General features: G+C 72.6%; 13 protein-coding genes and 1 pseudogene. 10 read left to right on the forward strand and 4 right to left on the reverse strand.

Translation table 11 applies throughout. The features are described 5' to 3' along the window. Positions 1-66: 66 nt before the first annotated feature. A complete protein-coding gene (locus tag ACFMQL_RS23110) occupies positions 67-1,023 on the forward strand; it encodes a BadF/BadG/BcrA/BcrD ATPase family protein (RefSeq protein ID WP_364069812.1) in 957 nt (318 codons plus the stop codon). A 48-nt stretch (positions 1,024-1,071) separates the two neighbouring features. Here ACFMQL_RS23110 and metE read toward each other — a convergent pair whose 3' ends face one another. Further along, entirely contained in the window at positions 1,072-3,231 is a 2,160-nt protein-coding gene (metE, locus tag ACFMQL_RS23115; protein WP_378786998.1) for a 5-methyltetrahydropteroyltriglutamate--homocysteine S-methyltransferase, read from the reverse strand. An 87-nt stretch (positions 3,232-3,318) separates the two neighbouring features. Between metE and ACFMQL_RS23120 the strand changes: the two genes are divergently transcribed. Then, complete coding sequence (locus ACFMQL_RS23120; RefSeq protein WP_364069934.1) at positions 3,319-4,158, forward strand: LysR family transcriptional regulator; 840 nt, start codon at positions 3,319-3,321, stop codon at positions 4,156-4,158. A gap of 2 nt (positions 4,159-4,160) precedes the next feature. Here ACFMQL_RS23120 and ACFMQL_RS23125 read toward each other — a convergent pair whose 3' ends face one another. Next, positions 4,161-4,841, reverse strand: a complete 681-nt coding sequence (locus ACFMQL_RS23125; protein WP_364069808.1) for a DNA alkylation repair protein — start codon at positions 4,839-4,841, stop codon at positions 4,161-4,163. After that, positions 4,838-5,506, reverse strand: a complete 669-nt coding sequence (locus tag ACFMQL_RS23130; RefSeq protein ID WP_378786999.1) for a TetR/AcrR family transcriptional regulator — start codon at positions 5,504-5,506, stop codon at positions 4,838-4,840. Before ACFMQL_RS23130 ends, ACFMQL_RS23125 begins: the two co-directional genes overlap by 4 nt. Positions 5,507-5,597: 91 nt before the next feature. Between ACFMQL_RS23130 and ACFMQL_RS23135 the strand changes: the two are divergent. From ACFMQL_RS23135 to ACFMQL_RS23160, 6 genes and pseudogenes are all read left to right on the forward strand, one after another. Beyond that, positions 5,598-6,393: pseudogene (locus ACFMQL_RS23135) on the forward strand (beta-ketoacyl synthase N-terminal-like domain-containing protein); the annotation flags it as partial. A gap of 196 nt (positions 6,394-6,589) precedes the next feature. Continuing rightward, positions 6,590-8,071 carry a glycoside hydrolase family 3 N-terminal domain-containing protein gene (locus ACFMQL_RS23140; protein ID WP_364069805.1) on the forward strand — a complete coding sequence of 494 codons (1,482 nt, stop codon included), beginning with the start codon at positions 6,590-6,592 and terminating at the stop codon, positions 8,069-8,071. Positions 8,072-8,073: 2 nt separating this feature from the next. Next, positions 8,074-8,745, forward strand: coding sequence for a pentapeptide repeat-containing protein (locus ACFMQL_RS23145; protein ID WP_364069803.1), 672 nt, complete (start codon positions 8,074-8,076; stop codon positions 8,743-8,745). A gap of 187 nt (positions 8,746-8,932) precedes the next feature. Next, on the forward strand, positions 8,933-9,376 hold the full coding sequence (locus ACFMQL_RS23150) for a hypothetical protein (protein ID WP_364069801.1): 444 nt from the start codon (positions 8,933-8,935) through the stop codon (positions 9,374-9,376). Between the two features lie 12 nt (positions 9,377-9,388). Further along, the gene (locus tag ACFMQL_RS23155) at positions 9,389-9,673 is read left to right on the forward strand and encodes a hypothetical protein (protein WP_364069799.1); all 285 of its coding nucleotides are present in this window, start codon (positions 9,389-9,391) and stop codon (positions 9,671-9,673) included. Between the two features lie 201 nt (positions 9,674-9,874). Beyond that, a complete protein-coding gene (locus tag ACFMQL_RS23160) occupies positions 9,875-10,783 on the forward strand; it encodes an SDR family oxidoreductase (protein ID WP_364069797.1) in 909 nt (302 codons plus the stop codon). 351 nt (positions 10,784-11,134) lie between these two features. Here ACFMQL_RS23160 and ACFMQL_RS23165 read toward each other — a convergent pair whose 3' ends face one another. Then, complete coding sequence (locus ACFMQL_RS23165; protein WP_364069795.1) at positions 11,135-11,788, reverse strand: NIPSNAP family protein; 654 nt, start codon at positions 11,786-11,788, stop codon at positions 11,135-11,137. A 218-nt stretch (positions 11,789-12,006) separates the two neighbouring features. Here ACFMQL_RS23165 and ACFMQL_RS23170 point away from each other — a divergent pair, with 218 nt between their 5' ends. Continuing rightward, positions 12,007-12,306: a hypothetical protein gene (locus ACFMQL_RS23170; protein WP_364069793.1), complete on the forward strand. Its 300-nt coding sequence runs from the start codon at positions 12,007-12,009 to the stop codon at positions 12,304-12,306. Positions 12,307-12,351: 45 nt separating this feature from the next. Then, on the forward strand, positions 12,352-12,615 hold the full coding sequence (locus ACFMQL_RS23175) for a hypothetical protein (protein WP_364069791.1): 264 nt from the start codon (positions 12,352-12,354) through the stop codon (positions 12,613-12,615). The last annotated feature ends 89 nt before the right edge of the window (positions 12,616-12,704 follow it).

A 12,704-nucleotide genomic window follows, 5' to 3' on the forward strand; every position in this document is an offset into this window, starting at 1 on the left:
GAATACCCGGTCTTCTGGCGAAAATTATTCTTGCTTATCGGTCGCGTCAACCCCCAGACTCGGACCGTGACTGAATCGCTAGTGGTCGGTGTCGATGCCGGTGCCACCTCCACGCGGGTCTCCGTGCACACGCTCGACGGCCGGAGGGTGGGGTACGCGCGGGCGTCCGCGGGCAACCCGAGCGCCCACGGGCTCGCCAAGGCCGTCGCGGCGATCGGCTCGGCGCTGAACCAGGCCCTGGGCCCGCTTGACGGCGGGCGCGTCGTCGCCTCGCTCGCCGGCGTCGCCGGGCGCACCCCCGAGATGGCGCCCGAGCTGGCCGCGCTCTGGTCCGCCCACGGCATCCCCGACGCGCCGGTCTACGTCCGCGACGTGACCATCGCGTACGCCGCGGGCTCGGCCGAACCCGACGGCTCGCTGCTGCTGTCGGGGACGGGCGCGGTGGCCACCCGGGTGGCGGACTTCGAGGTGACGGCGATCGCGGACGGTCTCGGCTGGCTGCTCGGCGACCTCGGCTCCGGCTTCTGGATCGGGCGCGAGGCCGCCAGGGAGGTCGTCACCGCACTCGACCAGGGGCGCAAGCCCGCACGGGGCGACGTGCTGACCGAGCTCGTCATCAGCCACTTCCTCGGCTCCGACCGGCCCGCGACGCCGCGTGCGGTCGCCGACCGGATCGTACGGCTGGCGCAGGCCGACCACATGCGCCTGGCCGCGCTGTCGGCGCTGGTCGGCCAGGCCGCCGCGGCGGGCGACCCGGTGGCGGACGGCATCGCCAGGCGGGCGGCCGGGCACCTGGTGGACACCCTGCGCAGGGTGCACGATTCCGGGCCCGTGGTGCTCGCGGGCAGCGTGCTGACCAGCGACGGTCCCGTCCGCGACGCCGTCGTGGAGCTGCTGGCGGGGGAGCGGGTCGCGACGGCCGGCGACGGCGCGGGCGCGGCGGCCTGGCTCGCCGCCCGGCCCCTGCTCACCGAGGACGAGGCCGCCTCCCGCCACACCGCCTTCACCACCGCCCCCGCCTAGCGCCCGGAGCGCGCGCGTCTTCCCATCGCGGCCGGGCCGGCGGGTGCCTTATGCCGGGAGTTCGGCGCGGAGGCGGCGGGCGGCGGTGACCACGTTGGCCAGGGACGCCTCGACCTCCTCGTACGTCCTGGTCTTCAGCCCGCAGTCCGGGTTGACCCAGATCCGCCCGACCGGCAGCACCTCGGCGGCCCGCCGCAGCAGGGACTCGACCTCGGCCACGGAGGGCACGCGCGGCGAGTGGATGTCGTACACGCCGGGCCCGAGCCCGCGCCCGAACCCGGAGACCGAGCCGAGGATGCGCCCGCCCGAGCGCGCGGACTCGATGGTGGTGACGTCGGCGTCGAGGGCGTCGATGGCGGTGAGGATCTGGTCGGCGTCGGAATAGCACAGGTGCGTGTGGATCTGCGTGCCCTCGCCCGCCCCCGACGTGGCACGGCGGTAGGCGGCCACCGCCCACTCCAGGTAGTCGCCCTGGGCGGCGCGCCGCAGCGGCAGCAGCTCGCGCAGGGCGGGCTCGTCCACCTGGATGATCCGCACCCCGGCCGACTCCAGGTCGCGCACCTCCTCCCTGATCGCGTCCGCCACCTGGAACACCACGTCGCACAGCGGCAGGTCGTCGCGGACGAACGACCAGGCCGTGATCGTGACGGGCCCGGTGAGCATGCCCTTGACCGGCTTGCGGGTCAGCGACTGCGCGTACGTCGCCCAGCGCACGGTGATCGGGGCAGGGCGGGACACGTCGCCGTGCAGGATCGGCGGGCGGGTGCAGCGCGACCCGTACGACTGCACCCAGCCGTTCCTGGTGACCGCGAACCCGTCGAGGTGCTCGGCGAAGTACTGCACCATGTCGTTGCGCTCCGGTTCGCCGTGCACGAGGACGTCCAGCCCGAGCCGTTCCTGCAGCCGGATCACGCGTTCGATCTCGGCCTCGACGCGCCGCTCGTAGTCCGCCTGGGGGAGCGTGCCGGCGGCGACGGCGGCCCGGGCCGCGCGCAGCTCGCCGGTCTGCGGGAACGAGCCGATCGTGGTGACCGGCAGCGGCGGCAGGCCGAGCCGGGCGGCCTGGGCGGCGGCGCGCACCTGGTACGGACTCCGCTCCTCGTGCGCCACAGGCCCGGCAGGCGGCAGGGACGTCTCGGGAACGGGCGCGGCGGCCGGCCGGTCGGCCCGGGCGAGCGCCACCACCTCGGCCACCTTCTCCTCGGCGAAGGCCAGCCGCTCCTTCAGCGCCGGATCCAGATCGGGCTCGGCCGCCAGCGTGTACGGCACATGCAGCAGCGAGCACGAGGTGGACACGGTGACCCGCGAGGCCCGTACCGCCGACAGCGCCGCCAGCGCCCGCTCAGGTGCGGTCCGCCACACGTCGCGCCCCGACACCACACCCGCGACCACGGTCTTGCCGGTCAGGTCGGCATCGGGCACCCCGCCGCGTACGAGGTCGAGCCCGATGGCCTCCACGGGCGTGCCGGCCAGCACCGGCAGCGCCTCACCGAGGTCGCCGAAGTAGGAGGCCACGAACAGCGCGGGCCGCGCCGCCGCCGCGCCCAGCCGCTCGTACGCCCGCCGCACCGCCGCCAGCTCCTCCGGCGTGCGGTCGCAGACCAGCGCGGGCTCGTCGAGCTGCACCCAGGCGACGCCTTCGGCGGCCAGCGCAGAAAGCAGCTCCTCGTACGGGCCGAGCACGTCGTCCAGCCGCTCCAGCGCCCCGGCGAGCAGCAGGAACGTCACCGGCCCCAGCACCACGGGCCGCGTCTCGCAGCCGAGCGCCCGCGCCTGGCGCACCTCGCCGAGCGGCTTGGCCGCGTTCAGCTCGAACACCGTCTCCGGCCCGATCTCGGGCACGAGGTAGTGGTAGTTCGTGTCGAACCACTTCGTCATCCGCAGCGGCGCCAGCTCGTCGGTACCCCTCGCCATCGCGAAATAGGGGTCGGCGGCGTCGCGGTAGCGCTTGGGCACCGCGCCGAGCAGCACCGCCGTGTCCAGCACGTGGTCGTACAGCGAGAACGTGTTGGACGGCAGCCCTTCCAGGCCCAGCTCGGCCAGCCGCCGCCAGGTGCGCTCGCGCAGCTCGGCGCCCACCCGGTCGAGCTCGGCGCGGCTCGACCGCCCGGCCCAGTACGACTCCAGCGCCCGCTTCAGCTCCCTGCGCGGCCCGATCCTCGGGTACCCGAGCACGGTGGACGTGGGGAAGACAGGGGTCGGTGACATGTGGTTCGGCTCCCTCGCAGAAATGATCAGGTCGCAGGCATCGTGCCGATCAGCCGCCGGCTCATGCACCATGTATTGGTGCTGCTTATGCTCAGGGAGATCCAGTGCTTCGCGCGGGTGGCCGAGCGGCTGAGCTTCTCCGCCGCGGCGGCCGAGCTGGGGATGTCCCAGCCGGCCATGAGCCAGGCCGTCACCCGGCTCGAACGCGCCACCGGTACCAGGCTGTTCGAGCGCAGCGCCCGCGAGGTGCGGCTGACCGCCCAGGGCAAGGCACTGCTTCCTTACGCGGAGCAGGTGATCGACGCGGTACGCGCGTTCAGCGACGAAGCGGCCCGGCTGGCCCGGCCGACCATTCACCTTGCTTATCCACCGCTCGTCGGCACGCTGGCGGCAAGGATCGTCAGGCGGCTGGCGAACCGCACTCCGGCCATCGGCGTGGAACTGCACCCGGCCGGGCGCGGCGCGGCGGCCCAGGCTTTGGCGAACGGTGAGGTGTCGGCGGCGATCCTGGCGACGCCCGCGCCCGCGCAGTTCGTCACGGCGGTCAGGTTCCACGTCACGGTGGACCACCTGGCGGTGCCCGCCGGGCACCGGCTGGCGGCGCGGCCCCGCGCGGTCGCCGCCGACCTGGGCGGTGAGGTGCTGCTGGCTCCGGGCGGCCGTCCCTGGCCGGGGCTGCCGGGCAGGTCGCGGCTGGCAGGCGACGACGACTTCGCCGCCGCGCTCGACCTGGTGGCGGCCGGCGCCGGGCTGCTGCCCATCCCGCACCTGCTGGTGCGCACGATCCGGCGCGACGACGTGCGGTTCGTGCCGCTGGATGCGGGCGGGCTGCGCATCACGTACGCGCTGGCCTGGTCGAAGGAGCGGGTCACCCCGGAGCTGATGGCCCTCGTCCAGGCCGTGCAAGACGCCCTGTGGACTCGATAGCGCTAGGAGACGGGCAGGTTCTTCAGTGCCTCGCGCCTGCTGAGCCCGGTGATGCCCTTCGCCCGGACGTACCGGACGACCTCGTCCGGGTTGGTCTTGGCGTATTCGCGTAACGCCCAGCCGATCGCCTTGCGGGCGAAGAAGTCGTTGTCGGACAGGCTCGGCTCGATGCACGCGTACAGCAGGGCCGTGTCGGTGCGCTCCTTGAAGCGGTTCTGGCACAGGATGGCCGTGCGCCGCTTCCACAGGTCGGCGTCGTGGGCCCACTCCAGCATGAGCGGGCGCATCGTCTCGGGGTAGGCCGCCAGCAGGTGGCCGATGCGGTGGGTGGCCAGCTCGTCCACCAGGTCCCACCACGCGCCCGTGACGATCATCTCCTCGTACATGGGGACCGTGTAGAGGGTCTGGTAGTCACGGTAGAAGTGGTGGCCGGACAGCTCGATGGCGGCGTAGCGCTCCTCGCGGTATTCGGCCTCGCGCCACAGCGACAGCACCGCCCGCCGCCACTCGGGCGCCGACTCCAGCCGGTGCTCGGCGAACACCCGCCGCAGCGCCGCCCGCCTGGGCACCGCCTGCACGCCGAGGAACGGCATGTCCGACTTCATGTAGGCCCGCATCGCCTCGGCCTTGCCGGGGTCGGCCGCGTCCTGCAGTGCCAGCCGCACCGCCTTGCCGAGGCTCATCCGTGGTGCGTGGTGCGGTCGCCCGTGGCGATGCCGTCGAAGAGCACGGTGATGTAGTGCTCGGCCAGCGCGGCGGTGTTGAGCCTGCCGCCGGGACGGAACCAGCGCACCGCCACCCAGATGGTGTCGCGGATCACCCGGTAGGTCAGCTTGGGGTCGACGTCTGCCCGCAGCAGACCGGCCGCCTGCCCGGCCTTGATCTGGGAGACCCAGATCTGCTCCACCTCTTCCTCGGCCTTGACGAGGTAGTTGAAGCGCTCGAACTGGCGCAGGTAGTTCCAGTCGTTCTGCATCACGGTGATGGCCGAGCGGTGCGGCTCCAGCGTGCTGAAGCCGATGCGCACCATCTCCTCCAGCACCGCGCGCGGGTCGGCGCCCGTGTCGAGCGCGGCGCGGTATCGGGCGAGTAGGTCGTCGAGGAAGGTGGAGAGCACCTCGTCGACGATCGTCTCCTTGGAGTCGAAGTGGTGGTAGAGACTTCCGGAGAGGATGCCGGCCTCGTTGGCGATCTCGCGTACGGTCGTGGCCTGGAAGCCCTTGCGCGCGAAGAGCTCCGCGGCGAGCTTGACGAGGTGGTCACGGCGCTCTGACGCCGACCCCGATGAGGTCGCGCGCTGGCGCTTCGCCGGTGCGGTGGTGGTGCCGGAGTTCTTTCGCGTCGTCACGTCACCATTATGGGCCCTCAGACAATCGCTTGTTCACACAACTGTGCCAGCTCATACGGCGTTCCCGGCTCGACCAAGCGCTTGTTACGATGTCGACGACGTGATCTTCGGCTGAGTGGACACGGTCGGGCCGCGGGCGGGGGACGTCGCGCGTACGTGCTGGCTGGCCGCCGGGCTGCCGCAGGAGGTGCCGGGTGTCACCGTGGACCGCCAGTGCGGCTCCTCCCAGCGGGCGCTGCACTTCGCCGCCCAGGCCGTGCTCTCCGGCACCGCGGTCCTGGTGGTGGCGGGCGGCGTCCAGAACACGAGCCTGGTGCCGATCTCGTCCGCCGTGTACGCAGGCCGCGCGCTCGGCCACGACACCCCGTTCGCCGGCTCCAAGGGCTGGACCGAGCGGTACGGCACCCGCGAGGTCTCCCAGCCGCGAGATTGTCCCCTATGAAGGGGTCACCGCCGACGAGGGCCCGCGCAGGGACACCACGCCCGAGAAGATGGCCGCGCTCAAGCCGCTGACCGAGGGCGGGCGGCTGACCGCCGCGCTGGCCTCGCAGATCTCCGACGGCGCCGCCGCCCTGCTGGTGGCCCCCATCCCCGCCACCGCGCACGCGCTGCGCGTGACCGGCATGTCCATCGGCGACTTCGACGTCATCGAGGTGAACGAGGCGTTCGCGTCCGTCGTGCCGGCCTGGCTCAAGGAGACCGGCGCCGACCCGGCCCGCGTCAACCCCAACGGCGGCGCGATCGCGCTCGGCCACCCGCTCGGCGCGACCGGCGCCGTGCTCGCGGTCAAGCTGCTGCACAAGCTGGAGCGCACTGGCGGCGGGTACGGCCTGCAGGTGATGTGCGAGGGCGGCGGCCAGGCGAACGTCACCGTCATCGAACGTCTGGCCGGGACGAGCCGACCGGCGACCTGCCCGGGGCCGTCAACCGTCAACCGGCCGCGACCGGCGGGCGAGCATGTCGCGCGCTTACTCGCGAGCCGCGCGCCGCTCCGCCCCTGGCCGTGGGCACCGGAGTCGGGGACGGGCTGACGTCAGAAAATGCCACTAGCAAATAGGAAACTTTCCTATTAGATTGCGGTTCATGTCCCTCAGCGGTGACCTGCTTCGCCTTGCCGACGCCGTCCTGTTCCCCGGCTTCGCCGGCCACACCCCGCCCGACTGGCTGCGCCGCAGGCTCGGCGGCGGGCTCGCCGGCGTCGCGCTGTTCTCCCGCAACATCGCGGGACCCGACCAGCTCGCCCGGCTCACCGCCGAGCTGCGCGCCGAGAACCCCTCGGTGCTCATCGGCACCGACGAGGAGTCCGGCGAGGTCACCAGGCTGGAGGCGGCCACCGGCAGCAGCCGCCCCGGCGGGTACGCGCTCGGCGTCGTGGACGACGTACGGCTCACCGAGGACCTCGCCCGTGACCTCGGCCACGACCTGGCCGAGGTCGGCATCACCATCGACTTCGCCCCCTCCGCCGACGTCAACTCCAACCCCGACAACCCCGTCATCGGCCTGCGCGCGTTCGGCGCCGACCCGGCCCTGGTCGCCCGGCACACCCGCGCGTTCGTACGCGGCCTGCAATCTGCCGGAGTGGCCGCCACCGCCAAGCACTTCCCCGGGCACGGCGACACCACGGTCGACTCCCACCACGGCGTGCCCGTCGTCGCCGAAAGCGGGATCGCCGACGCCCTCCACCCCTTCCGCGAGGCGATCGACGAGGGCGTCAAGGCGATCATGACGGGGCACCTCCTCGTGCCGTCGTACGACGCCGAACGCCCCGCCACGCTCAGCCCCAAGGTGCTCACCGGGCTGCTGCGCGAAGAGCTCGGGTTCGACGGGCTGATCATCACCGACGGCATCGAGATGGCCGCCGTGTCGGCCGCGTACGGGATCGGCGGCGCCTCAGCCCGCGCCCTGGCCGCCGGAGCCGACGCGATCTGCATCGGCGGCGAGCACGCCGACGAGGCCACCGCCGCCGGTGTCCGGGACGCGATCGCAACCGCCGTCACCACCGGACTGCTGCCCGAGGAGCGGCTGGCCGACGCCGCTCGAAGGGTCCGCGAGCTGGCCGTCTGGGCCGCCTCCTCGGGCAGCCGCACCGAACCCGGTGACGGCACCATCGGGCTGAAGGCGGCGCGCAGGGCCGTACGCGTCACCCGCCGCTCCACCGCGGCCGTGCTGCCGATCGGCCCCGCCCCGCACGTCGTCGAGCTGTCCCCCGAGATGAACCTGGCCATCGACAAGGGCACCCCGTGGGGCGTCGGCGCACCGCTCGCCGCCCTGCGTCCCGGCACCACCGTCGCCCGCCTGGCGGCAGGCGAGACCACGGGACCCGAGCTCGAACGCCAGCTCGGCCTCGCCGGCGGCCGTCCCCTGGTCGTGGCCGTCAGGGACGCGCACCGCCACACCTGGCAGACCGAGGCGCTGCGCCACCTGCTCAGCGCCCGCCCCGACGCCGTCGTGGTCGAGATGGGCCTGCCCGAACGCTCCGACCTCGGCGCCGTGCACATCGCCACGCACGGGTCCGCCAAGGTCTGCGGCCAGGCCGCCGCCGAGGTGCTGACTGGTAGCCTCTGACGGTGATCTTCGATGGGAAGGACCTCTCCCACCGGGCGCTGGCCGACCGGCTTCCCTCCGATGAGACCCACGTCTTCCGCGAGTGCGACCTGACCGAGGCCGACCTGTGGGGCGCGCCGCTCGCGGGCGCCCGCTTCGAGTCGTGCGTGCTCGACGGCGCCGACTTCCGCAAGGCCGACCTCGACGGTGCCGCGTTCACCGGCGGGGGCGGCATGCGCATCCGCTTCAACGACGCCGACCTCATCGACGCGAGCTTCACCGACGTCGACCTGTCCTCGGCGCACTTCGGCGGAGCACTGCTGACCGACGCGTCGTTCACCGGCTGCCGCATGATCGGGGCCGTGCTCACCGGCTCGCGCGGCACCGGCTTCACGCTCTCCCGCTCCAACCTCACGCTCGCCAACCTCGGCGGCTGCTCGCTGCGCGGCCTGACCATCGAGGGCGTACGCTTCGACGACGCCGACCTGTCGGGCTGCGACTTCACCGAGGCGACTTTGAGCGACTGCCGGCTGCGCGGCACCCGCCTGCTCGACACCAAGTTCACCCAGGCCGATCTGCGCGGCGCCGACCTGGGGGAGCCCGACGACGCCAAGCTGCGCGCGTTCGCCGGCGCCGTCATCACCCAGGCCCAGGCCGCCGCCATCCTCGCCGCCCGCGGCATCACCGTCCTCTAAGGGCCCTGCTTCCCCGGCCGCCCGCGCTCCAGAAGGCGCTTCCCCGCCTCTCGCTCCAGAAGGCGCTTCCCCGCCCCTCGCTTCAGAAGGCCCGCACCGCCTCCGCCGAAGGGCCTTCGTTCTCCCCCAATCCCTGCTCGCGCGGGCGAACGCCGTGCTGCGGCTCACCGTCAGTTCTCTCAGGGCGATGGGTCCGGTGCTCGCCGGCGTCCTGGTGGCACTCATCGGATCTCCGGCGCTGCTCGCCTGGGACGGGATGTCGTTCCTCGTCGCGAGCGCCGTCCTGATGTTCCTGCGCGTCGAGCTGCCGTCGAAGGAGCGGGTCCCCCTGCTCAGGTCCCTGGCCGACGGCTGGGCTCTGTTCGTCTCGCGGCGATGGCTGTGGACGTGCACGCTCGTCATGACCGTCGGCGGCATGGCCTGGCTAGGCGGTTTCCAGCTGCTGGGCCCGGTCGTGTCCACAGGGCGGGGCGGCAGCGCCTTCTCGGGTGCGGTGGCCTCCGCCTACGCCGCCGGCCTGGTCTGCGGGGGCCTGGTGATGCTCGCCTGGCGTCCCCGGCGCTCCCTCGTGGCCGCCAACCTCGGCTCCGTGGCGCTCTGCCTGCCGTTGCTGGGGCTCGCACTGGCCTAGCCGGACGTCTGGGTGTTCGGCGCCGCGCTGGCCGCCGGGGTCGGCACCGAGATCTCCATGATCGCGTGGACGGCGATCAAGCAGGAGCACGTGCCCGTGGCGGAGCTTTCGCGCGTCTCCTCGTTCGACCAGGTGGGCGCGGTCGCTCTGGCGCCCCTGGCGTATCCCGCGGCGGGCTTCCTGGCTGAGGCGCTCGGAGCGCCGGCCGTGATGGTGGTGGGTTGCGCGCTCGCCATCGCGATCCCGAGCGTGCTCGTGCTGGCGGTCTCGGAGGTGAGAACGCTCAGAAGCACGTGAGGCGCCTTTTACCCGGTCGGTCCGGTTTCGGGGTAGGAGCCTGCCTGACGAGGAGCGGTGTGGACCTGGAGAGTCCGGAGCACCGCCCCCGAGCCCTGACCTCACCAACCCACCGGACTCACCTGCGCCCGCCAGCGCGGGGGTCTGGTTTCCAGGGGGCGTTTCCTGATATTTCTGCTTGATCCTCTCCGGGAGGTCTGTGTGGGAATCTGTGCCGGCCGCGTGGTGGTCGTGACGGGCGCCGGTCGCGGCATCGGACGGGAGCACGCGCTGGAGTTCGCCCGGCAGGGCGCCCGCGTCGTGGTGAACGACCTCGGCACCGGACCGGGCGGCGAAGGCGGCTCGGCGGGGCCCGCGCTCGCGGTCGTCGAGGAGATCCGCGACCTCGGCGGGCAGGCGGTGCCGAGCAACGAGGACGTCGCCGACTGGGACGGTGCGGCCCGGCTGATCAGGGCCGCCGTCAGCGCGTACGGCCGGCTCGACGTGCTGGTCAACAACGCCGGCTTCCTGCGCGACCGGATGCTGGTGTCGATGACCGAGCAGGACTGGGACGACGTCATCCGCGTCCATCTCAAGGGGCACGCGGCGCCGCTGCGGCACGCGGCCGCGTACTGGCGGGAGCGGGCCAAGGCGGGGGAGCGGGTCACCGGCCGGGTGATCAACACCGCGTCGGGTGCGGGCCTGCTCGGCGGCGTGGGGCAGGGCAACTACTCGGCGGCCAAGGCCGGCATCGCCGCGCTGACCCTGGTGGCCGCCGCCGAACTGGCCGGGTACGGGGTCACGGTCAACGCCATCGCGCCCGCCGCGCGTACCAGGATGACCGAGCGCGTCTTCGCCGAGACCATGGCCCGCCCCGCGTCCGGCTTCGACGCCATGGACCCCGCGAACGTCTCCCCGCTCGTCGTCTGGCTCGGCTCGGAGGAGTCGGCGCACGTCACGGGACGCGTGTTCGAGGTGGAGGGCGGGACGATCTCGGTCGCGACCGGCTGGCGTCACGGGCCGAAGATCGACCGCGGCGCCCGCTGGGACCCGGCCGAGGTCGGTCAGGCCGTCACCGCCCTCCTCACCACCGCCCCACCCATGGAACCCGTTTACGGCCTCCGCACCTGACCCACCCTCCGCGCCCGCCCCGCCCGGCGCTCGGCGTTGTCCGTGTCCGGCTCGCACACGTGATCCGGCGTGCCCCTTGGCCCGCCTGACGCCCTGGCTCGCCCCCGCGCGTCTCGCCCCGTCTCGCGCCTCCACCCGCCTCACAGACCTGGCTCGTCTTGTGCCTCGCGCGTAGCGGAGGGCGCCAGGTCGTGGCGGAGGGGCCGCCAAGGCGCCTCAGCAGGCGGCGGGAAGGGGCGCCGAGGTGCCTTCAGCAGGCGGCGGGAAGGGGCGCCGAGGTGCCTTCAGCAGGCGGCGGGAAGGGGCGCCGAGGTGCCCTCTGCAGGCGGCGGGGAGGGTTCGACGGCCGTGTCAGCGCATGGTGGAGCGGGCCGTGGGGCGGAGGCGGAGGCGGAGCGAAGGGGCGGTGAGGTGCGGGGCGAGCATGGACAGGTCCACCTCCTGCTCCTTCTGCGGGCTCTCGAACCGGGCGAACCACACGAACACGTTCTCCCCGGTCCGCACGGGCAGCCGAGGATACGTGTTCTCGGCGTGCTCGCTCTCGAAGCACGCGACGGGCGGCACCCCCGCCTCGGCCAGGACGGGTGCGACCTCGCGGGCGAAGAAGGCGGAGAAGCCGGGGCCGACGTGGTGGATGGTGGCGACGTACAGGGCGGGCGGCAGGGCGGTGGCGCCGACGGGCGGGCGCTCCCACAGGGGCGGCGGGGGCCCGGTCGGGCGGAGCAGCAGCACGTCGTCGGAGTCGGCCAGAGTGGCGTTGGCCTCGTCCCGGTGGGCCTGCCAGACGGGGCCGGAGTAGAAGGCTTCGAGCGAGGCGCGCCGTTTCTCCATGTCGGGAAAGGCCCGTAGCCAGGTGAACCTGTCGGGCTGCCCGACCTCGCGGAAGGAGCCGGGCACCAGCATGCCGGTCGACTCCTGCGTCTCGATGAACTCCCGCTCGAACAGGGAGATCAGGGTGTCGCGCCGTCCCGGGCGCATGGCGTAGCGCCGCAGTTCGTAGATCATGTGCGGACGTTAGCGCCGGGTCACTGACATCCCCTGTCAGGGTAAGCTCGGAACAATATTCTGATCACTTAGAGCTACCATTCGACCACGCATGGTTATATGCTCGCATTGACCTTGATCCCCTGAGGTCAAGGAAGCCCCAAGGGGCCGGCGGCGCCTATCGGGCCCGGTGGCCGCCGTCCCCAGCGGGCCTCCCCTCAGATGGCGAAGGAGCAGATGTGATCAGAAGGGTGTGGACCGCCGCCGTCGTGGTCATCGCGGCCGCCGGTGGAGCACTACTCGCAACCCCCGCTCACGCTGACGACGACTGGGCCGCCCGGTGGGCGAGTTCCTGGGCCGGTGGCAACTGGGCCGTCAACCGGAGCACCAACACCGACTCGGCCCAGTCAGGAAACGCCTTCGGAGACGTCCTCGCCGGCAACAACGGCCGTGGGCTCTCGACCAATGTCAACAACGTCAACGGCATCGCCCCGACCGCGACTCACGGCGGGATCACGGTGACCTACATCTTCTACTGACCCCGGCTGACGTCCGAGAAAACAGCACCTTCGAAAGGACACAACATGATCAAGAAGCTCTGCGTGACCGGTGTCATCGCCGCCTCCGCCGCGGGTGTGACCCTGCTGTCGGCCCCCGCCTACGCCGACACGAACGCGGGCAACACCAGCCGTAACGTCAACTCGTCGCAGTCGGGCAACAACTTCGGCAACGTCTACAACGCCAACGTCAGCCGCGGCCTCGGTGCCACCAGCTTCAACAATGTCAACGGCAACGCCGTGACGGGCACCAACGGCAGCCGCGTCATCGTGGACGACGTGGTCGACTAGCGGATCCCGGGCCGTGCCGCGCGACGCCGGACCGCGGCGCGGCCCGAACCGCGGCGAGCCGGGCCGGAAATGGCCCGGCTCGCGGCGTA

It is taken from the genome of Nonomuraea fastidiosa (assembly GCF_042751225.1).
Taxonomy (GTDB): domain Bacteria; phylum Actinomycetota; class Actinomycetes; order Streptosporangiales; family Streptosporangiaceae; genus Nonomuraea; species Nonomuraea fastidiosa.